This is a genomic window from Collinsella aerofaciens (assembly GCF_040926185.1).
GTDB classification, from domain to species: Bacteria; Actinomycetota; Coriobacteriia; order Coriobacteriales; family Coriobacteriaceae; genus Collinsella; species Collinsella aerofaciens_BC.
On record NZ_JBCOIQ010000005.1, the window covers coordinates 117,370 to 138,659 of the forward strand.

Consider the following 21,290-nt stretch of genomic DNA (forward strand, 5'->3'; position numbering starts at 1 on the left):
CAATTGAGCAAGCTCTTATATGAGTACGTTAACATAATCCTCTGCTTTTCCTACAGTGCACCATTTGGGCGTCCCCGCCTGCGCTATACTCCCCTCTAGAAGTGTTCCTGATTCGATAGGAGACTACATGTCCAAAGCACTCGACCCCAAAGACACCTGCGTCCTCGTTACCGGTGGCGCCGGCTTTATCGGCTCGCACACCGTCGTTCAGCTGCTCGAGGGTGGCTACCAGGTCGTCATCGTCGATGATCTCTCCAACTCCAGCGCCGTCGCCGTCGACCGCGTCAAGACCATCGTGGGCGACGAGGCCGCCAAGAACCTCACCTTCTACGAGGCCAACGTGCTCGACCGCGATGCGATGAACAAGATCTTCGATACCCATCAGATCGACCGCGTCATCCACTTTGCCGGCTTTAAGGCCGTCGGCGAGTCAGTGAGCAAGCCCGTCGAGTACTACCACAACAACATCGAGAACACCCTGGTGCTCATCGACGTCATGCGCAACCATGGCTGCAAGTCCATCATCTTCTCGAGCTCCTCGACCGTCTACGGCGACCCGGACAACCCGCCCGTCACCGAGGAGGATCCTAAGAAGCCCGCGACCAACCCCTATGGTTGGACCAAGTGGATGATCGAGCAGATCCTTATGGACGTCCACACCGCCGACCCCGAGTGGGACGTCGTGCTGCTCCGTTACTTCAACCCCATTGGCGCTCATCCGTCGGGCCTGATCGGCGAGGACCCCAAGGGCATCCCCAACAACTTGGTGCCCTATGTCGCCCAGGTCGCCGTGGGCAAGCTCGAGGCCGTTCAGGTCTTTGGCAACGACTACCCCACCCCCGACGGCACCGGCGTGCGCGACTACATCCACGTGTGCGATCTGGCCTCTGGTCACGTTGCCGCCCTTAACTGGATGAACGGCAAGACCGGCGTCGAGATCTTTAACTTGGGCACCGGCACCGGCACCTCGGTACTCGAGGTCGTCGCCGCCTTCTCCAAGGCTTGTGGCAAGGAGCTGCCCTACGTGATCCGCGAGCGCCGCGCCGGCGACATCGCTGCCAACTGGTGCGATGCCTCCAAGGCCGAGCGCATGATGGGCTGGAAGGCCCAATACGACATCGCGGACATGTGCCGCGATAGCTGGAACTGGCAGAGCCACAACCCCAACGGCTTCGCCGACGCCGAGTAGCAAAAACCTACATACCGCTCTTGCCCCGATCTCACGTTGTGAGGTCGGGGCTTTTTCATGGCATGTAACCATTCGCCGAAAATCGACCAACTTTTTTATCTTGCCTGTACATGTTTAAACAACATGTTTTACAATAGGCGTATCGAATCAGAACATCGGAGGCGGACTGCACACCCATCGGCAGGCCGACCCCACAACAAGAAGGTTGGTGAGCGCATTCATGGAGCGTGCAAGCGGCGTCCTCATGCCCGTCTCATCTCTGCCCGGACCATACGGAATCGGCGGCTTTGGTTGGAATGCCTACGACTTCGTCGATTTTCTCGCCTCGTGCAAACAACATTACTGGCAGATTCTGCCCCTTACGACGACCAGCTATGGCGATTCGCCCTATCAGTCGTTCTCGGCCCGCGCAGGCAACCCCAACTTTATCGACTTTGCCGAGCTTATCGAGGCAGGGTATCTGGAGCAGCGCGATATCGATGGCGTGTATCTGGGATCCGACCCCAGCAATGTCGACTACGGTGCTATCTTTGGCGGCCGCCGTCAGATTCTCGACCGAGCCGCTGAGCGCTTTGCTGCCGACAAGCCGGCCGATTTCGATGACTTTATCCAGGCCAACGAGGACTGGCTCATCCCCTACTGTGAGTTTATGACCGTCAAAGAGGAGTGCGGTCTCAAGGCGTTTTGGGAGTGGCCCGCGGAGCTCCGTACCCGCGGCGAGGCTTCCGCCAAGGTCTGCGCCGACCATCCGGCGCGTATGCTCTACCACCAGATGACGCAGTACTTCTTCGATCGCCAGTGGAGCCGCCTCAAGGCCTATGCCAACGAGCGCGACATTCTCATCATCGGCGACCTGCCCATCTATGTCTCGCGTGACTCCGTCGAGATGTGGGCGACGCCTGAGCTCTTTAAGATCGACGCCGCCGGAAATCCGGTGAGCGTCGCCGGCACGCCGCCCGACCAGTTCTCGGCCACCGGCCAGTACTGGGGCAACCCCATCTACGACTGGGACGCCATGGAGTCCGACGGCTTCTCCTGGTGGGAGGGCCGCATTCGCGCCGCCCTCGACATGTACGACGTCATCCGCCTGGATCACTTCCGCGGCTTCGAGGCCTATTGGGAGGTGCCGTTCTCCTCGCCCGATTCGTCCTACGGTTCGTGGACGCAGGGTCCCGGCCTCAAGTTCTTCAAGACGCTCGAGGAAAAGCTCGGCACGCTGCCCATCATCGCCGAGGACCTGGGCTTCCTCACCCCCGGCGTCATCGACATGCGCGACAACTCGGGCTTCCCCGGCATGAAGATCCTGCAGTTTGCCTTTGAGGGCACCAACTCGTACTACCTGCCGCATAACTACATCGCCAACACCGTCGCCTATGTGGGCACCCACGACAACGAGACGGCGCGCGGTTGGTTTGAGGGAACGGCTACCCCGCGTCAGCGCGAGCAGGCAGCCCTGTACACCCATCAGCAGGCCGGCGAACCCATGACAGATGCACTCAATCGCACCATCGCCGCCAGCGTGAGCGACACGTGCATCTACACCATGCAGGATTTGCTCAACTTGGGCAACGAGGCGCGCATCAACACCCCTGCCACGCTGGGCGGCAACTGGACCTGGCGCATGCTCGACGGCGCCATCACCCGCGAGCTCGAGCACAAGCTCACCGACTGGACCGAGACCTACTTCCGTATCCCGTCGGAAGCCGAAATCGAGCTTCCTCAATAGGAGCTACCGCGCCCGACCCCTCCCCACCGTGCGGACGCGCTTGCTTTTCCCGCGCGAGGCCACCCCAATCCCCTCGCGCGGGCTTCTTATGAATTGCAGACATGAAACAACCCATCACAGGAGAAAACATGCCCCAAATTAACCTCATGGAACTCGCCGAGCAGTCTTTTGGCGCCTCGCTCGAGCAGCTCGACGACCGTCGCATTTACAAGCTGCTGGTCAAACTCGTGCAGGAGCGCTCCGCCGCCCGCCCGCTCAACAACGGCAAGAAAAAGCTCTATTACATTTCCGCCGAATTTTTGATCGGCAAGCTGCTCATCAACAACATGATCGACCTCGGCATCTACGACGAGGTTAAGGACCAGCTCACCGCCGCAGGCCACGACCTCAACAAGATCGAGGAGTTCGAGGTCGAGCCGTCACTCGGCAACGGCGGCCTGGGCCGCTTGGCCGCATGCTTCCTGGATTCCATCGCCACGCTGGGCTTGACCGGCGATGGCGTGGGCCTCAACTATCACTACGGTCTGTTCCGTCAGCGCTTTGTCGACAACCAGCAGAAGGCCGTCCCCGACGAGTGGCTCGGTGAGCAGGACATCCTAGTCGACGATGACCGCACCTACACCGTCGAGTTCGGCGATTTTGCCGTTACCTCCAAGCTCGTCAACATCGATGTGCCCGGTTACGGCCAGCCCACCAAGAACCGCCTGCGTTTGTTCGACCTGGCGAGCGTCGACGACGGCCTGGTCCCCGGCAGCTCCATCGACTTCGACAAGACCGAGATCGCCAAGAACCTCACCTTGTTCCTCTACCCCGACGATTCCGACGAGCAGGGCCGCCTACTTCGCATCTATCAGGAGTACTTCATGGTGAGCAACGCCGCCCAGCTCCTGATCGACGAGGCCGTCGAGCGCGGCAGCAACCTGCACGATCTGGCCGATTACGCCGTTGTCCAGATCAACGACACGCACCCCACCATGGTCATTCCCGAGCTCATTCGCTTGCTCACCACCGAGCATGGCATCGAGTTTGACGAGGCCGTGACCATCGTACGCTCCATGGTCGCCTACACTAACCACACGATTCTTGCCGAGGCGCTCGAGAAGTGGCCGCTCGCCAGCCTACAGAAGGTCTCCCCTGCCATCGCCGACATTATCGTCAAGCTCGATGAGATCGCGAAGGCCGAGCACGATGACCCGCGCGTCGCCATCATCGACGAACACGATACCGTCCACATGGCCCACATGGACATCCACTTTGGCTTCTCCATCAACGGCGTAGCCGCCCTCCACACCAAGATCCTGGAGGACACCGAGCTTCATCCGTTCTACGAGATCTATCCCGAGAAGTTCTCCAACAAGACCAACGGCATCACCTTCCGCCGCTGGATCCATGGGGCCAACCCCGCGCTCGCCAGCCTGCTCGACGATGTGATCGGCACCGACTGGCGCAGCACCGGCGATCTGAGCAAACTCGCCAAGTTCGCCGACGACAAGGACGTTCTTGAGCGCCTGGCCGCCACCAAGGTCGAGGCCAAGGCCATCATGCGCCAGTTCATGGCGCTCGAGCAGGGCGTGACCATTCCCTCCAACGCCATCATCGACGTCCAGGTCAAGCGCATCCACGAGTACAAGCGCCAGCAGATGCTCGCGCTCTACATCATCTGGAAGTACCTCGATATCAAGAACGGCAACAGACCTAAGCACCCCGTCACCATCATCTTTGGCGGCAAGGCGGCGCCTGCCTACACTATCGCGCAGGACATCATCCATCTGATCTTGACGCTGTCGCAGTGGATTGCAAACGACCCCGACGTAGCTCCCTACCTGCAGGTTGTCATGATCGAGAACTACAACGTCACCGCCGCCGAGCGCGTGATCCCCGCCGCCGACATCTCCGAGCAGATCAGTCTGGCCTCCAAGGAGGCGAGCGGCACCTCCAACATGAAGTTCATGCTCAACGGCGCCCTAACCCTGTGCACGCTCGACGGTGCCAACGTGGAGATTGCCGAGCTCGTGGGCGACGAGAACATCTATACCTTTGGTGCCTCTTCCGAACAGGTCGAGCAGCTCTACGCCGACGGCACCTACAACGCCGGTGTGCTCTACCGCAAGCCCGGTATTAAACTGCTGGTGGACCTCATCACCAACCCGGCCTTTATGGCGACCGGCAACGCCGAGCGCCTGCAGCGCCTGCACGATGACATTAAGGGCAAGGACTGGTTTATGGCCCTGCTCGACATCGAGGAGTACATCCAGACCAAGGAGCACGTGCTGGCCGACTACGAGGACCAGGACGCTTGGATGCGCAAGGCGCTCATCAATATCGCCAACGCCGGCACCTTCTCGTCCGACCGCACCATCTCCCAGTACAACGACGAGATCTGGCACCTGAACTAATTTCGCTTCCCTTACCCATCCTCTTGAGAAACGGAGTCGTGGCAACACGGCTCCGTTTTTTGTGCCCGCACGTTATCCTGTGACCCGACTCGACCGAAGAATCTCGATCTGTAACAGCTACTCGGTAAAAACGGCCCCAGCTGTTACAGATTGAGACATACCGGCCCCTCCCCTTGGGTTTATCTCAATCTGTAACATCTAACGTCCGAAATCGGCCCTACCCGTTACAGATCGAGACAAACGACCGGTCAGACAATCCCAGCACAAAGAAAGGCTCCCCTCTCGCCCAGTGGACGGGAGGGGAGCCTTATATGTGACCGCGGCAAAAGGATGGCAATACCGCAGTCGCCCAAAGGGAGGGCCCGGATGCACCAGGCCTAGATAAGGTTCTTGCCAGAGACCTTATCGAAGAGGTGGGTCGCGTTCTTCTCGAACTTGAACCAGATGGGGTCGCCCGCCTTGAGCGCGCCCTTGGCCTCGAGGTCGACAACGGGAATGATCAGGACGAACTGGCCATCGGGAGCGGTCACGTGGACATGCTCGGTCGAACCCATGAGCTCGGTCACCTCGACGGTACCCTGGAGCGCGCCCTCCTCGTCCTTGTCGGCAAGCAGAATCTGCTCGGGGCGCACGCCGGCCGTGATCTCCTTCACGTCGCCGCCGTCCCAGTTGAGAGCAAGCTGAGCGCAGGTCTCGGGAGCGAGCGCCACGTTCATATCCTCGGTCTTGACGGTAAAGCCGTTGCCCGAGCGCACCAGCTGGGCATCGAAGAAGTTCATCTGCGGCACGCCGATAAAGCCGGCAACGAAGATGTTCGCGGGATGATTGAAGACCTCCTGCGGGGTGGCGATCTGCTGGACGACGCCGTCCTTCATGACCACGATACGGTCACCGAGGGTCATAGCCTCGGTCTGGTCGTGAGTAACATAAATGAACGTACCCTTGATCTCGTGGCGCAGCTTAATGAGCTCGGCACGCATCTGGTTACGAAGCTTGGCGTCCAGGTTGGACAGCGGCTCGTCCATCAGGAAGACCTTGGGGTCACGCACGATGGCGCGGCCGATAGCGACACGCTGGCGCTGGCCGCCGGAGAGCGCCTTGGGCTTACGGTCGAGGTACTCGGTAATGCCCAGAATCTCGGCAGCAGAGCGAACCTTGCGGTCGATCTCGTCCTTGGGAACCTTCTTGAGCTCGAGCGTAAACGCCATGTTCTCGTACACCGTCATATTGGGGTACAGAGCATAGCTCTGGAACACCATGGCGATGTCGCGGTCCTTGGGTGCCACGTCGTTGACGCGCTTGCCATCGATGAGCACATCGCCCGAGGTGATGTCCTCCAGGCCGGCGACCATGCGCATCGTCGTGGACTTGCCGCAGCCAGAGGGGCCAACGAGAACGACGAACTCCTGGTCGTGAACGGTGAGGTTGAAGTCCTCTACAGCGAGCACACCGTCCTCGGTAACCTTGAGGTTGTGCTTCTTCTCCTCGGTCTTCTTCTTTTTGCCAAAGAAGCCCTTCTTTTTGGACTCGGTGTTGGGATACACCTTCTGAACATGCTTGAGAACGATCTCGGCCATGTCTTTACCTTTCGATATGCGGCGCCATGTTGAGGGCGCCGCAGAAACTTGCAAAACAGTTACGGCATCAGCCCTTGACGGCACCTGCCACCACACCGTCGATGATGTACTTCTGGCAGAGGATGTACATGATGACGATGGGGATAACGACCATCATGATGCAGGCCATCATGGGGCCGAGCTCGACGTGGCCGTAGCCGCCGCGGAAGTACTGGATCAAGATAGGAATGGTCTTGTACTTGGTGGAGTCGAGCGTAAGGTAGGGCAGCAGATAGTCGTTCCAGACCCACATGGTCTCGAGGATGCCGACCGAAAGATAGGTGGGCTTCATGATGGGAAGGACGATCTTAAAGAACACCTGGACCGGGTTGCAGCCATCAATCATGGCCGCCTCCTCGATCTCGAGCGGGATGTTCTTTACAAAACCGGCGAACATAAAGACCGCCAGGCCCGCGCCAAAGCCCAGATAGATAAAGCAGATGTTGAACGGCGTGTTAAAGCCGATGCGGTCCGCCAAATTGGACAGCGTGAACATGAGCATCTGGAACGGCACGACCATCGAGAACACGAACAGGTAATAGAAGAAGTTCGAGATCTTGTTGTTGACACGAACCACGTACCAAGCGCACATGGAGCAGCACACCAAGATCAGCACGACCGACGTGACCGTGATGATGAGCGAGTACATAAATGCCGAGGCAAAGCCCTGCTCGTTAAGGGCGTGCATGTAGTTTGCGAGGCCGTTGAACGTCTCGGGCGTGAGCAGATCGAATGCCGTGGTGGTGCTGATTGCGGTCGCTTTCTTAAAAGAATTAAGCGCAATCATGAACACGGGGTAGATCCACGCGAGCGACAGGATCGTAAAGAAAATCGAGAGCGCGCGGTTGATAACCTTATCGCGTTTCATTACTGCTGCACCTCCTTGGACCTCGTGGCCTTAAGCTGGATCATGGAGATGGCCACGACCAGGATGCAGAAGATAACCGCCTTGGCCTGACCAATGCCCTGCCATGCGATACCGGCACGCGAATAGAACGTGTTGTAGATGTTCAGGGCGAGCATCTCGGTGGAGTGCGCGGGGGCGCCGCCGGTAAGGGCGAGGTTCTGGTCGAACAGCTTAAAGCCGTTGGTGATGGACAGGAACAGGCAGATGGTGATCGTCGGCATCAGGTTAGGGATCTTAACCTTCCAAAACGTCTGCCATGCCGTGGCACCGTCGACCTTGGCGGCCTCGATGTAGTCGGACGGAATAGACTGCAGACCAGCGATGTAGATGATCATCATGTAGCCGACCTGCTGCCACAGGGTCAGGATGATAAGGCCCCAGAAGCCAGCAGCAGAGTTAAGGGCGATGAGCTGGGCGCCCACGTTGGAGAGCAGGCAGTTGATCAGAATCTGCCAAATGTAGCCCAGCACGATGCCGCCGATCAGGTTAGGCATAAAGAAGATCGTACGGAAGATGTTGGTGCCCTTGAGCGCTTTGCGGGTGAGCGCCTGCGCGATGGCGAGGGCAATCACGTTGATGAGCACCGTCGACAGGAAGGCAAACGCCACCGTAAAGAAGAACGACGTGGCAAACTGCGGATCGGACAGTGCGCGCACGTAGTTCTCGATACCGACAAAGTGCGTATTGTTGATGGTAATAAACTGGCAGAACGAGAGATAGAAGCCCTGGATAAAGGGAATCACGAACCCGATCATAAACGCCAGGCACGTGGGCAGCATAAAGAGCGGCCACCAGCGCTTGAGTGCTTTGCCCATAGAAGGGTCCTTTCAATATGCAGGGGGCGGGCAAACCAACGTCTGCCCGCCCCCTGTCGCTAATCAGATAGCTTGGGCAGCAACTACTTACTCGGAAGCAGCCTTCTCGGTCTTCCAGCCATCGACGAAGGCGTTCTTGACGCCGTCCCACTTGCTGTTGTCGGCAGCATAGGCAATCAGAGCCTGCTTGAGGTTCTTCTTCCACTCCTCAGAGGGGATGTAGACGAAGTCCCAAGCGACGGTCTTCTTGCCGTCCTTGGCCATGGCAACGGCCTGCTGCGAGAAGACGTTGGTGGTTTCCTTGGCGCTCTTGAACGGGGCGGTCAGACCCATCTTGTCAGCGATGATGCTGGTGGCGGTGTCAGAAGTGACGCACCAATACATGAAGTCCTCGGTGGCCTTCTGGGCATCCTCGGAAGCCTGGGAGCTGACGCACCAGTAGTTCTCGCCGCCGGAGCACAGGCCCTGGTTCTCCTCGCCGTCGACACCGATGTAGATGGGCATCATGCCAATCTGATCGTCGGTCATGCCGGCCTTGGTGAGGTCAGCGTAAGCCCAGGAGCCGTTCTGATAGAAGACGGCCTTGCCGGTTGCGAACTCGTTGGTGGCGTCGTCGCCAGTCTTGGAAGCAAGCTGCGAAGGATCGCAGGTGGAGTCGGTGATATACAGGTCGAAAATCTGCTTGAAGTTGTCGAGATACTCGCCCTTGATCTCGTCGTCCTCCTGGTTGTGCTCCTTCTCGAACTCGTAGTAGAGCGGGAGGTTGGCGAGGTGGGTGGTGTAGCGCCAGCTGGAGGAGTCATCCATGCCAGCAGAAGTGAAGGCGCCCTCAATGCCGAGCTCGTCCTTGCGGGCCTGGATGTCGTCGGCACAAGCCTTCAGCTTGTCGAAGGAGTTGATGTCCTCGGCCTTGTAGCCAGCCTTCTCGAGCAGCTGCTTGTTGTAGATGATGCCGTAGCTCTCCTGGACCCAGTCGATACCCAGATCCTTGCCATCGGACTGCAGAGCCAGGGAGTCGTCAATGAGCTCACCGCGGAGCTTGGTATCGGACAGGTCGGCGCAGTAATCCTTCCAGTTCTTAAGACCGGTGGGGCCGTTGACCTGGAACAGGGTCGGAGCGGAGCTCTTGGACATCTCGGACTTGAGCTTCTCCTCGTAAGTGTTGGAGGCGGCGGTCACGATCTTGACCTCGACGCCCTTCTCCTTCTTATAGGCCTTGGCGATCTCCTTCCACTCCTTGTCGACCTCGGGCTTGAATTGGAGGAAGTAGACCTCGGCAGCGTCACCAGAAGCAGAGGAGCCGGAGCCGGCAGAACCACCGCAGCCCACGAGACCCAGACCAAGCACCGCAGCCGCGGAACCAGCAAAGCCCAGGAGCTGCCTTCTGCTCATTTCGTTCTTCATTACAATCCACCCTTTCACACCGTGGCGGCACCCTTTGCCGCCGCCTTCGGAGATTGGCTCGGGGACTTTGCCCCTTTTGCTGATTTGTACAATACGCTATTTGGCTAGTTGTTTGAACAAGTATTACTAGAGCGGTAGAAAAACACCGGTGAACGGTAATTTCAACTTGATACTTGACAAGTTTTGTATAAACAATTATTTGTTATCGAATATAGAGAAAACGCCCGGTCAAGCCGATGCATCGTCGGTTTGACCGGGCGTTTTCGCTTTGAGGGCATGAGTCTCGTCAGGCTGCGAGCTAGCCGGCTATCGCTTGGAGTTGACGCGGTAGTGGAAGATCTCGGGGTGCGTACGGGCGTGCGTGACCTCGAACAAGATGCCGTCCGAGGTGTACGATTGGCTCTCCATAACGGCGACGCAGTTGTACTTACCAAGGTCCAAGTAGCTGCAGTCCTCATCGTTGGCGAGCTCGACACTCACCGTACGACGACTCGCCATCACTTTGACGCCGCGCTTGTGCTCCAGATAGTCGTAAATTGACCTTGCGGCGATCTCGGGTGTCAGGCCTTTGGCGATCGACTCCAGAAAATAGCCGTGGTCCACCTGGCGAGCGTTACCGTTAAGGCTACGGACGCGCACCACGCGAATCAACTTCTCGCCCACCTTAAAGCCCAGGCGACGAGAGAGTTGCTCGGTGCAGACCAGATGTTCAAAAGACTTAACGTCCGTCGATGCAACGGCATTGTTGCGCTTTGCAAACTCGCCAAACGACTCAACCTCTTCGAGTGCGCCCAACATGTCGGTTTCGCCCTTAAGCCAAATAACGCGCACGCCCTTGCCGTGTATGGGCTGCACAAACATCCCGTCGGCCAGCATGCTCAAAGCGCGGCGGACGGTATTGCGCGTGCAGCCAAATTCCGCGGTCAGCTCGGCTTCGGTTGGCAGCATCTCCTGAAACGCATAGGTCCCGTTAATGATGCGCGAACGGATCTCGCGGTAGATTCCTTCGTAAATCGCTTTTGGCATGACTTCACCTCTAATGAATATGTATGGCTAGGAACGATAGCATTTCTTAAAGTTGTTTAAACCGATTATCGGCAAAGCGACAGTATTTAACCGTTAACGGCTTCTGTCATGCCCAAATCGGTTTCACTCAAAACTGCCGGCACGACAATCGTCCGGTCCTCTACAATGAATCCATTGTTTAAACGTTTCACCACCCGCAACGCACCTCGATATTCGGGAGGCAGAACATGCTGCAAAAAATCCAACGCTTTGGCGGGGCAATGTTCGCGCCCGCCATGCTGTTTTCTATATCAGGCCTCATGGTCGGCGTCTCCGCTCTCGCAACGACTGCGGACATCGTCGGCGATCTCGCCGTATACGGAACCCCTTGGTATGTTTTTTGGACCATCATCCAGCGCGGCTCGTGGACGGTCTTTAAGCGCCTTCCGCTCCTTTTTGCTGTAGCGCTGCCCATCGGCCTTGCCCAAAAGCAACCGGCACGTTGCTGCCTCGAGGCACTCGTGGCCTATTTTGCCTATTGCTTCTTTTTGAGCGAAATCATTAAGCTGAGCGGAGACAATCTTGGACTTAAGTACCCGTCGTCTTTGACCTCCGCTAGCGGCATCACCATCATCGACGGCATCAAGACGCTCGACACCGGCATTATCGGCCCGCTGGCGGTATCGGCAACCGTCGTCGCCATCCATGACCGCTTCTACGATGCCAAGGTTCCCGATTGGCTCGGTACCTTCTCGGGCTCCTCACTGGTCTACCTCATCAGCTTTTTTGCCGTGTTTGCCCTTGCCGCTATCTCGGCCGCCATCGTGCCCTACGTATACGATGTAACCGATACGCTGCGTCACGCGCTTGCAGGCGTCGGTCCCTTTGGCGTGGGCATCTTTGTCTTTTTAGAACGAGCACTCGAGCCCTTTGGCCTGCACCACCTGCTCTACATGCCGATCTACTACGACAACCTGGTCATTAACGACGGCATCTACGCCACGTGGAGCAGCTTGCTCCCCATCCTCTCCCATAGCACGCGCCCCCTTAATGAGCTTGCGCCGTGGGCCGGTTTTACCGCCACCGGCTGGGTCAAGCTCTTTGGCCTTCCTGCCATCGCAGCTGCGTTCTACTCCACCGCAAAACCCGAGCGCCGCGCCGGCCTTAAGGTCATCCTTTTGCCCGCCATCGTCGCCTCGGTGGTTTGCGGCGTTACCGAGCCACTCGAATTTCTCTTTATGTTCACCCACCCCGGGCTCTTTTTGCTCTACGCCGTCTTATCGTCTTGCCTTGCCACAACCATGAATCTCTTTGGCATCGTCGGCATCTTCTCGGGCGGCCTGATGGAGATGGCAGCCTTCAACTTTATTCCGCTCATGCGCACGCATGCCGGTGCCTATCTTTTGGCGCTCGGTATCGGCCTTGCCTTTAGCCTCATCTTTTTTGTTAGTTTTCGAGCACTCATCTTGGTCTATGACCTTAAGACTCCGGGCCGCGAGGATCATGTCGCCAATCGCGCGGCAATCGATTGTTTAACGGGAAGCGACTTTGCCAAAGAGCAATCTCCCAATGACGAGGTCAATAGTCGATCCGATCAAGATCACGTCCTCGCTGAGCGGGTAATTCAGCTTTTAGGTGGCGTTGGCAATATCGTGGGCGCAACCAACTGCGCCACGCGCCTGCGCGTCGAGGTCGCAGACCCTTCCATCGTTGCAGATAACGCGTCGTTTGTCGCGGTGGGCGCCAAGGGCCTCATCATTACGGGCAAGACCGCCCAGGTGATCATCGGCATCTCCGTTCCCCGCGTTAAAGAGCATTTTGACCAGATCATGGGCCTCGAGCCGGAATTTGTGCCCGCCACCTCGGCCTCCCCTGCCGCCAGCGCAGCCCATAAGCGCGGCGATATTTGCTTCTTCGATATCGACGGAACGCTCGCCTGGCAAGACCCCAGGCTCGCCCAAGACCTTCCCGAAGACGAGCGGGACCTCTCCCCCTATCCCAACGAGGCGGTTTCGCAGGCAATCCGCGAGTTTGTCGCCAACGGCAACATGGCCTTTATCTGCACGGGACGCACCCTGAGCTGCATCCACCCCAAACTTCTTGAGCTGCCTTGGACCGGCATCGTCTGTCTTGCGGGCGGTTACGCCGAGATCAACGGACACGCAATTCGCGATCTGTCGATGACGCCCAGTATGCTGCAGCGTCTTGCCCCCTACCTTGAGCAATCGGGCGAGGTCATCCGCTTTGAGGGCCTCAACGGCGTCGTGCGCATGAGTGCCGATGCGCCCGATGCTCCCGGATACGCGCGCACCCTGGGCGACGCAGTCACGCAGCTGCAACATTACAGTGTCTACAAGATCTTGATGTCTACATCACTCGCCAACCACATCGCTCAAGATAAGGCACTTGAGCCGCTGCTGTGCTTTAACGAGCTCGAACTCGAGGTAACCGAAATCTCGCCCCGCGAATGCACGAAGCGCGGGGGCATCCAGTCTGTACTCGACGCCCTCGATCCCCACCACGGAACCGTATACGGCATCGGCGACGCCAGCAATGACGTCTCGCTGATGAACGCCGTCGATGTCGGTATCGCCATGGGCAATGCGCCGGACTATCTAAAGGATAAGGTCGATTACGTGACCGACACCGTCGATCACGACGGTGTCGTTGCGGCGCTCGAGCATTTTGGGCTGATTTAGGCGCGCTCCATCAAACGCACGCCCGTGGTCCCAAATCGCCAAAACTGCCGCGCCAAACGCCCTAATGTGGCAATATGTTGTCTGCATATTGCATCAACGCAACCTCAGAAAGAATGCGAGAACCCGTGTCCAGTCCGTTTACCAGCTTTTTAGCCCAGCACTTTGACCAGATTAACGACTATCTGGCCACGTTCTTTGACGGACAGGCGACCTCTGCCGATATCGAGCGCTACCTGTATGCGCCGCTCTCGGCTTTTACGGCCAACGCCGGCAAGCGCCACCGCCCGCTTATCTGTATGCTCGCCGCAACCGCAGTGGGCGGTAGCTTTGAGAGCGCCCGCAGCGCCGCGGCAGCCATCGAGCATTTCCAGTCGGGCGCGCTGATCCACGACGACATCGCCGACAACGGACAGCTTCGTCGAGGCAAGCCCTGCATGCACCTTACCGAGGGCACGGGCCTTGCCATCAATTGCGGCGACCTGGCGCTCACCATGGTCACCAAGACGGTTCTCGACGACCCCACGCTGGAGTCCGACGTGAAGCTGCGCGTGCTCCACGAGCTTACCGAGATGATCGTCCGCACCATCGAGGGTCAAGCGCTCGACCTGGGTTGGGTCCGTGACGGGCGCTTTGATATCTCGGTTGATGACTACCTGGACATGGCGACGCACAAGACCGCGTTTTACAGCGGAGCCACGCCGCTTGCCGCCGGAGCCATTATCGGCGGCGGCAGCGATGAGCAAATCGAAGCGCTGCGCGCCTTTGGCCTACACACAGGCCTCGCCTTTCAGATTCAGGACGACCTGCTCAACCTTGTCGGCACTAAGGAAGCCGCCAACAAGGACTTCCGCACCGACATCACCGAGGGCAAGCGCACGCTTGTCGCCGTACACGCCCTCTCTGATGAGCGCCACCACGACGAGGTCGAGGCGATTCTTTCCTCGGGCACCGATGATCCCGCGCAGCTCGCACGCGCCGTGGAGATCTTCCAGGAGACCGGCTCCATCGATTACGCCCACACTTACGCGCTCGACCTGACCGCTAAGGCCAAAGCGGCCATCGAGAACGTTGAGCTTGATCCGCACGCACGCGAGCTGTTCCTCTCCATGGCAGATTTCTTTGTGGAGCGCCTTAACTAGCGGGGGTAATAAAACCTGTCAGCAGCGTATTTGGGTACAACTTGCTACACTGTTGAGTGCATGTTTATGCATCCCTTTGCGTTGTCTATCCGACACACGCTCAAATAGTACGAATGGTACGCCGAAAGGGGTTCGTTCATGGAACCTATTACAACGGGCATGCAGGGAGCAGCCGTCGAGGACGTCCAGTCCCGCCTTCTGCAGCTCGGCTATACAATCGATGACGCAGAGGTCTCCGACAAGCGCTTTGGCACCACCACCGAGCAGGCTGTTGGCACCTTTAGGCTCGATAGCGGCCTTGCCGCTGGCTGTGCCGTCGATATCCCCTGTTGGAGCGCCCTGGTAGACGCCTCGTATAAGCTGGGCGACCGCACGCTCTATCTGCGCATGCCCAATTTCCATGGCGCCGACGTTCAGGCCCTGCAGCGAGCGCTCAACGTTTTGGGCTTTGCCTGCGGTGAGGACGACGGCTATTTTGGCCCGCACACCGAGGCCGCTCTGCAGCAGTTCCAGGAAAATGTTGGCCTGTTTGCCGATGGCATGGCGTTCCAGGATACCTACGCCTATATCAACCGCTTGCATCACGTGTGGGAGGGCAAGCCCTCGGTTACCGAGGCCGAGTCGCGCATCGGTTTTGCCCGCGCCGCCAACGTGCTCGAGCGCTTCCAGATTGCCGTTATCGGCGAGGACCCCATCGCACGCAGCGTTGCGTCGCGCATGTGGAATATCGCCACGGCAACGACCGACAACAGCGGCATGATGCTCTGCGACTCCGAGGTCCCAACCGACGTTGACCTGGTGCTCGAGATCGCAAGCGATGAGCTGCCCGCCGACGCCGCACCGCGCGCCACGATTGCCCTCGCCGAGTGCCACAACCTGGCCCAGCGCATCCGCACTGCCAATGTCGCCGCGCAGCAGAAGCCGGCTCGCATTCGCATTGAGCTCACGGGCATGACGCGCTACAACGGCACCTTCACGGCCAGCGACGCGCAGACACTCGCCGTACGCCTGCTCGATGGCGTTTGCGATGCCCTCGCAGATTAGGTAAACTAAACGAGTTGCTTTTGGGCAACGCCACACATTGGGACGTAGTTCAACGGTAGAACTCCGGTTTTTGGTGCCGGCTGTTGGGGGTTCGAATCCCTCCGTCCCAGCCATTAAAATTGAGCGCCCTGAGCCCATAACGGCCCTGGGCGCTTTCTTGTGGACAAGCGGAGGGATTCGAACCCGCAAGGGTGCGGAGCTGAGGAAACGCGAAGCGTTTTCCAGCGCAGCACGCAAGGAGCGAAGCGACGCAGCGGGGCGCGGCCGCCGACCAGGCGGACGCGGAATCCCTCCGTCCCACACCAGCCAAGAGCCCCTCACGTCAAGCAAATCGAGCCAACGCCGCCAAGCGGAGGGATCCGAACCCGCAAGGATGCGGAGCGACGCAGCGGCGCGCGGCCACCGCAGGCAGACGCGGTGTCGGCACTTAGGGACGTTCCTAAAGTGCCGGCTCGGGACTATTTTCGAGGACCCTCCGAAGGACTGTGGCCAAAAAACGGCAAATATGAGTACTGTTACCGTTGTAGCTACATTATTTTCGTTAATAAAAGAAGATCTTAATGAGATTTATTCGCATCAAGGTCTTCCTTTAATGAACACTTGAGGAGATACGGCAGCTTATCTGCTCGATCGACACGTCAAATCACCTTAAATGTGGTCAAAATTACTGCTACTAAAAGAATATCAGTACTCATATTTGATGTTTTTTGGCCACGGCTCTTTATAGACACCCTACACAGCGACTGGGGTAGATTTTTTGAGGCACGCCTATCAGCCCAGTTCCGAAAAGCGAGCCGCTTGCGACAACCAAGTAGCCACAGGCCCCGGGAGAGCGGGGACACCGGCTTAGGTTTATCGCGAGTTCCGCACGAACAGGAGGCCACTTAATGTGGCCTCCGTCGTGAGCAGGACTGTAGAGCAGGAAACCTAAGCCGGTGTCCCCACTCTCCCGGGGCCGAACGCCCTAGTTGTTGAGCATGCGGTCGAAGCTTCCCGAGTCGCCATCCCGATAGTCGGCGGTCATCAGGATCTCCTGCGGAATGCGCCCGCCTTCACGTAGCACGTTGCGGAACTGCACGCGCGTAACCATGGGCAGATCCTTGATCGTCGCTGCCAGGTTCTGCGGCACGCCCTGGTTGGCAGCCGCGGGCTCGCACTCGCCGCCGGCCTTCACGCGACGCTTATGCTCGGCGAGCATGGCGCGGTACATGCCGGCATGCAGGCGAATCTCAACCACATTGGCATTGCGAGCCTGTTCGACGATGCGCGCGCCCTCGCGATCGATATCGCCTACGTAGTAGACGTAGTTAAAGCGATAGCCAATCTCAGCCAGATAATCGTCCAGGGCATGCGAGACGCTCGCCTTGCATCCGCCGCCAAAAATCACGCCGCCCACCTTGATGCCAAAGAGCTTGGCGTGCTTGCGGCCACGCAGCAGCTTGACGATCTCGTCGTAGGTGTCCAGGTTCTCGACCATAATGAACGGCTTGTCGGCGCCCAGCGTAAAGAAGCCCGTAAAGTGCACGGGGCGATTGGGGGCGACCTTGATCGCCTGCATGCTGATGCCCTTTTCGGTCATACGCCTGATCAAGCGCTCACCGTGCTTGCCGTCAAAAGCCTTCTCGTCGTTAAAGATCTGGTAGGCACGCTGGCGGCGCGAGGCAACCGGCGTATCGGCACCTCGGTTCTGCTCGATCCAAGCCTGGATGATTGCGATTTCCTCGGCAATCTTGCGGTTGGACATCTCGTTGTGCTGAGTGCGCTGCGGAGCCTTTTTGCCGTCCTTGCCCTCGACCTTTACGATCTGTGTCTGCTGCTCCTTGATCTTAGAGAGCGCCGTGGGCGTAGGGACAACTTTGAGCAGCTGCCTGCCTAAAACGCGGGCAAGGGCAAACGCCGAGGCCTCGCCGTGAACGGCCGACTTGGGCTGCTGGGCAGCAGTATCTGCTGCGGCAGACTCCGGCTTCCTCTGAGACTTGCGCTTAGAATCGCCTTGGGAATTGCGCTCGCGCTTCGGCATAGACGCCTGCTTCTGCGGACGAACGGACTTGCTCTCCTTCGCCGGCTGGCGCTTAGGCTGCCCCGAAGAAACCTCGGCCTTCGCATCCTCGTTCTGCGGCGTGGTCTTCTCGGCCGCAGTCTCGGCATGGGAACTGCGGCCCCCACGATGGCGACGGCGGCGAGGCTTGCTCGACGCGCCCTGCTCCGTCTGCTCATCAGTAGGCTGCTGGCCCTTGGCCTCGGCATCAACCTCAAGCTGCGGCTCAACAGGCTTTTGCTCGCGAGCCACCGGCTCAACGGCCTTCTCGTCCTTCTCGCCCTGAGTGGTCGAAGCCGGTTCGCTCTTCTCCTGACGCCTTACGGGATACGCGCGCCCCGCAAAACCACGTCCGGGACGGCATGAACCCGGAGCCTTCTTGACCGGTTCATCGGACGCGTCAGCAGCCTCGACGGAATCCTGGACCTCGCATGCAATACCTCGCTGCTCGGCCTTAAAGTGGGCACCGCGGCGACGCTTGGGCTCCTGGATCTCAGCATGCTCTTGAGTGCGAGTCGGCTCCTGCATCCCGACGGACTTTTCCTCGACGGCCTCAGCATCCGTCTCACCCTTTTGAGCAACGGCGCGACGGAAGCGCTCCTGCTGGGCGCGGCGCTGCGCATCGTGCTTGCCACCCCCGCCAAAACCGCCGCGTCCTGCCTTGGCCGTAAAGGCACGCACGACGTTCTCATCGAGCAACTCATCGGTATCGACATGCTCACGCGGAGCAACTTCTTCCACAGCAGGCACGTCAGCGGAATCCTCGACGACAAAATCTTCGACGGACTCGGCAGGCTGCTCCTGGACATCGCGGATCTCGGCATTGATGGTATAGAACGCCGGGCGCCCGTTAATGCCGCTACCCTCGATCTTTGTCACGATATTTGCCGCGATAAGCTCATCGCGCATCGCCTTGGTGTCACATTCCTTATCGACGGAGCGGAAAATCTGCGCCAGCGCACTCGACTTAATCTTGAGCGCCTTGCGGCAGAGCAGGTCGTAGGCAACCAGCTTGGCACGCTCGGCAGAAAGCGACGTCTGGCTGCTCAGACGTTCAGCCAGGGCATCGACATTATTTTGGTTATCGGAATATACCGTCTTGGCCACGGGGCCCCTTTCATATGTACACATATACGTCTATATGGTACAACGCGCGCCCTTATCCACGCAAAACATCTGCGAGAACACTCGAGCGTCACCCGCTTTTGCATGAAAAAAGGACCGAGCCCGCGAAGTCGCGGACCCGGTCTTTCCGAGTCATATAGATGTGACGTTCAACTCGTCAGGTCGACTAAGCCCTGGCGGCCTCGGCGTCGGCAGGAGCCTCAGCGGCAGCGGCGCGGCCGTACTCGGCCTTGCCCATCTCGGACCACTCGGGCTCCTCGTCGGGCATGGAACCGGCCTCCTTGCCGAAGAGCTCCTTGAGGCAGTTGACGGCGACGATGAGGCCCAGGACCATCAGCAGAACGGCGAAGACAAGCTGCAGGCCCTTGGTGGCGGCGACGGAGACGGCGGCCGTGGTGGCGGTAGCCGGGATGGTGCCGAAGAAGCCGTAAGCCTGGACAGCGGCCATGCAGCCCATGGCGCTCTGGACCAGCGAGGTGAAGGTGCAGCAGAGCAGGAAGACGACGGGCACGTAGAGCATCCAACCCTTGCGGCCGGTGCACTTGCAGAACACGGCGAGGGTGATCATGGTCATACCGCCGAGCAGCTGGTTAGAAGCACCAAAGAGCGGCCAGATGTTGGCATAGCCGCCAAAGGCGAGGGCGAGACCAGGAAGCAGGGTAACGACCGTGGCGAACCAGGGATTGCCGAGGACCTTCATGTAGCCGGCCTTGGACTCGATGGCTAGGGCGTCGTTGGTCTGGGCAAAGAACTCGGAGAACGAGGTACGAGCGATGCGGGCGACGGCATCGAGCGAGGTCAGGGCCAGAGCAGAAACGTTCATAGTCATGAAGACGGTTGCGAGCGTGCCGTCAACGCCGAAAGCCTGCATACCGCGGGAGATGCCGGCGGCGAAGATCTGGAACGGGGTGGAAGCGACGCCGGCGTTAAGGGCGCCGGTACCGGCGGTGTTCATGTCGGAGAACATGATGCCGGCGACGATGATGGCAAGGATGCCGACGAAGGACTCGACGATCATGGCGCCGTAACCGACCTTGACGGCGTCCTGCTCCTTCTCGACCTGCTTGGAGGAGGTGCCGGAAGAAACGAGGCTGTGGAAACCGGAGAGAGCACCGCAAGCGACGGAGACGAACAGGACCGGGAACATCATGCCGGAAGCAGTGGAGAAGCCGGTGAAGACCGGAGCGGTGATAGTGGCCTGACCGTTGACGCCCAGGACGACGATGCCGAGGACAGCGCAGACGATCATGACGATCATCATGATGGAAGTGAGGTAGTCACGCGGGGTCTTGAGCATCTGGATGGGCATAGCGCCAGCGAAGACCAGGTAGACCATGACGACGGCGAACCACTGGAACTTGTCCAGGTAGACCGGGAACTGCATACCGACGGCGAACATGAGAACCATGAGGACCACGCCGGTGACGAACTCGGCAGCGCCGGTGAGGTTGAACTTCTTCTGGGCCCAACCAAAGGCGATAGCGACGAAGGTGAACAGGATGGAGATGGTACCAGCGCAGCCGGCGGCATAGGACTTGGTGAAGTCGATGGCACCGGTAGCAGCACCAGAAGCGTCAACGGCCGGGGTGAACATGAACGTCTTGCAGACCATGTCGGTGAAAGCGGCGATGACGATGATGCAGAACAGCCAGCAGAACAGCAGGAACAGGCGACGGCCGGTCTTGCCGATGTACTTCTCGATGAGCTGGGCCAGGGACTTGCCGTTGTTCTTCATCGAGGCGTACAGGGCGCCAAAGTCGTGGACGGCGCCAAAGAAGATGCCGCCGACGAGGACCCAGAGCACGACGGGAAGCCAGCCGAAGGCCATGGCGACGATCGTACCCGTGACAGGGCCGGCACCGCAGATCGAGCTGAACTGGTGCGAGAACGCGGTAAAGGCGGAGACGGGCGAGAAGCTGTTGCCGTCCTTCATGCGCTTGGCCGGCGTGAGGGCCTCTTTGTCAACGCCCCACTTGTTGGCCAGCCATCGGCCATAGCCCAGATAGCCGCAAGCGAGCACCGCCGCGGCCACAACCATGAGCAAAACTCCGTTCATTACATTTCCTCCTCTAAAAAGAACTTCCCAGACATAAAAAATGAGGGCCGTCGGTTGCGCTCGACGGCCCTCATCTTCATCAGCCGCCCGTTATCGTACGGGCTAGCTGTATGTGCTAACCCGCATCAGAT

The 21,290-nt window shown here is 59.0% G+C and carries 13 protein-coding genes and 1 tRNA gene; 7 read left to right on the forward strand and 7 right to left on the reverse strand.

Annotated elements, in window-relative coordinates:
• Nucleotides 1-127 precede the first annotated feature (127 nt).
• The 3 genes from galE to glgP all read left to right on the forward strand — a co-directional run bounded on the left by galE (nt 128) and on the right by glgP (nt 5,311).
• Nucleotides 128-1,189 (forward strand): UDP-glucose 4-epimerase GalE, encoded by a 1,062-nt coding sequence (gene galE / locus AB5750_RS03960; RefSeq protein WP_006235870.1) that lies wholly within the window; start codon nt 128-130, stop codon nt 1,187-1,189.
• Nucleotides 1,190-1,409: 220 nt separating this feature from the next.
• Nucleotides 1,410-2,915, forward strand: coding sequence for a 4-alpha-glucanotransferase (malQ, locus tag AB5750_RS03965; RefSeq protein ID WP_195246835.1), 1,506 nt, complete (start codon nt 1,410-1,412; stop codon nt 2,913-2,915).
• A 128-nt stretch (nt 2,916-3,043) separates the two neighbouring features.
• Complete coding sequence (gene glgP, locus AB5750_RS03970) at nt 3,044-5,311, forward strand: glycogen/starch/alpha-glucan family phosphorylase (protein ID WP_368145925.1); 2,268 nt, start codon at nt 3,044-3,046, stop codon at nt 5,309-5,311.
• A 377-nt stretch (nt 5,312-5,688) separates the two neighbouring features.
• Here glgP and AB5750_RS03975 read toward each other — a convergent pair whose 3' ends face one another.
• The 5 genes from AB5750_RS03975 to AB5750_RS03995 all read right to left on the reverse strand — a co-directional run bounded on the left by AB5750_RS03975 (nt 5,689) and on the right by AB5750_RS03995 (nt 11,079).
• Complete coding sequence (locus AB5750_RS03975) at nt 5,689-6,888, reverse strand: ABC transporter ATP-binding protein (protein WP_368145924.1); 1,200 nt, start codon at nt 6,886-6,888, stop codon at nt 5,689-5,691.
• Nucleotides 6,889-6,955: 67 nt separating this feature from the next.
• Entirely contained in the window at nt 6,956-7,795 is an 840-nt protein-coding gene (locus tag AB5750_RS03980; RefSeq protein WP_022095055.1) for a carbohydrate ABC transporter permease, read from the reverse strand.
• Nucleotides 7,795-8,649: a carbohydrate ABC transporter permease gene (locus tag AB5750_RS03985; protein WP_055285610.1), complete on the reverse strand. Its 855-nt coding sequence runs from the start codon at nt 8,647-8,649 to the stop codon at nt 7,795-7,797. Before AB5750_RS03985 ends, AB5750_RS03980 begins: the two co-directional genes overlap by 1 nt.
• An 87-nt stretch (nt 8,650-8,736) precedes the next feature.
• The gene (locus AB5750_RS03990; protein WP_368145923.1) at nt 8,737-10,053 is read right to left on the reverse strand and encodes an ABC transporter substrate-binding protein; all 1,317 of its coding nucleotides are present in this window, start codon (nt 10,051-10,053) and stop codon (nt 8,737-8,739) included.
• A 306-nt stretch (nt 10,054-10,359) separates the two neighbouring features.
• Nucleotides 10,360-11,079 carry a GntR family transcriptional regulator gene (locus AB5750_RS03995; protein ID WP_217750741.1) on the reverse strand — a complete coding sequence of 240 codons (720 nt, stop codon included), beginning with the start codon at nt 11,077-11,079 and terminating at the stop codon, nt 10,360-10,362.
• Between the two features lie 227 nt (nt 11,080-11,306).
• On the opposite strand from AB5750_RS03995, the gene AB5750_RS04000 reads away from it, so the two are divergent.
• The 4 genes from AB5750_RS04000 (at nt 11,307) to AB5750_RS04015 (ending at nt 16,053) form a co-directional block, all read left to right on the forward strand.
• Entirely contained in the window at nt 11,307-13,757 is a 2,451-nt protein-coding gene (locus AB5750_RS04000) for a PTS transporter subunit EIIC (RefSeq protein WP_368145922.1), read from the forward strand.
• Nucleotides 13,758-13,882: 125 nt separating this feature from the next.
• Nucleotides 13,883-14,896 carry a polyprenyl synthetase family protein gene (locus AB5750_RS04005; protein WP_260699342.1) on the forward strand — a complete coding sequence of 338 codons (1,014 nt, stop codon included), beginning with the start codon at nt 13,883-13,885 and terminating at the stop codon, nt 14,894-14,896.
• A 138-nt stretch (nt 14,897-15,034) separates the two neighbouring features.
• On the forward strand, nt 15,035-15,940 hold the full coding sequence (locus tag AB5750_RS04010; RefSeq protein WP_368145921.1) for a peptidoglycan-binding domain-containing protein: 906 nt from the start codon (nt 15,035-15,037) through the stop codon (nt 15,938-15,940).
• A 38-nt stretch (nt 15,941-15,978) separates the two neighbouring features.
• Nucleotides 15,979-16,053, forward strand: a tRNA-Gln gene (locus AB5750_RS04015).
• An 851-nt stretch (nt 16,054-16,904) separates the two neighbouring features.
• On the opposite strand, the gene AB5750_RS04020 is transcribed toward AB5750_RS04015, so the two are convergent.
• Nucleotides 16,905-19,085 carry a hypothetical protein gene (locus AB5750_RS04020; RefSeq protein ID WP_368145920.1) on the reverse strand — a complete coding sequence of 727 codons (2,181 nt, stop codon included), beginning with the start codon at nt 19,083-19,085 and terminating at the stop codon, nt 16,905-16,907.
• Nucleotides 19,086-19,269: 184 nt separating this feature from the next.
• Entirely contained in the window at nt 19,270-21,159 is a 1,890-nt protein-coding gene (locus tag AB5750_RS04025; protein ID WP_368145919.1) for a carbon starvation CstA family protein, read from the reverse strand.
• Between the last annotated feature and the right edge of the window lie 131 nt (nt 21,160-21,290).

Coding starts and splice junctions, on each gene's coding strand:
- galE (WP_006235870.1), top strand. CDS start 128: ATGTCCAAAGCACTCGACCCCAAAGACACCTGCGTCCTCGTTACCGGT.
- malQ (WP_195246835.1), top strand. CDS start 1,410: ATGGAGCGTGCAAGCGGCGTCCTCATGCCCGTCTCATCTCTGCCCGGA.
- glgP (WP_368145925.1), top strand. CDS start 3,044: ATGCCCCAAATTAACCTCATGGAACTCGCCGAGCAGTCTTTTGGCGCC.
- AB5750_RS03975 (WP_368145924.1), bottom strand. CDS start 6,888: ATGGCCGAGATCGTTCTCAAGCATGTTCAGAAGGTGTATCCCAACACC.
- AB5750_RS03980 (WP_022095055.1), bottom strand. CDS start 7,795: ATGAAACGCGATAAGGTTATCAACCGCGCGCTCTCGATTTTCTTTACG.
- AB5750_RS03985 (WP_055285610.1), bottom strand. CDS start 8,649: ATGGGCAAAGCACTCAAGCGCTGGTGGCCGCTCTTTATGCTGCCCACG.
- AB5750_RS03990 (WP_368145923.1), bottom strand. CDS start 10,053: ATGAAGAACGAAATGAGCAGAAGGCAGCTCCTGGGCTTTGCTGGTTCC.
- AB5750_RS03995 (WP_217750741.1), bottom strand. CDS start 11,079: ATGCCAAAAGCGATTTACGAAGGAATCTACCGCGAGATCCGTTCGCGC.
- AB5750_RS04000 (WP_368145922.1), top strand. CDS start 11,307: ATGCTGCAAAAAATCCAACGCTTTGGCGGGGCAATGTTCGCGCCCGCC.
- AB5750_RS04010 (WP_368145921.1), top strand. CDS start 15,035: ATGGAACCTATTACAACGGGCATGCAGGGAGCAGCCGTCGAGGACGTC.
- AB5750_RS04025 (WP_368145919.1), bottom strand. CDS start 21,159: ATGAACGGAGTTTTGCTCATGGTTGTGGCCGCGGCGGTGCTCGCTTGC.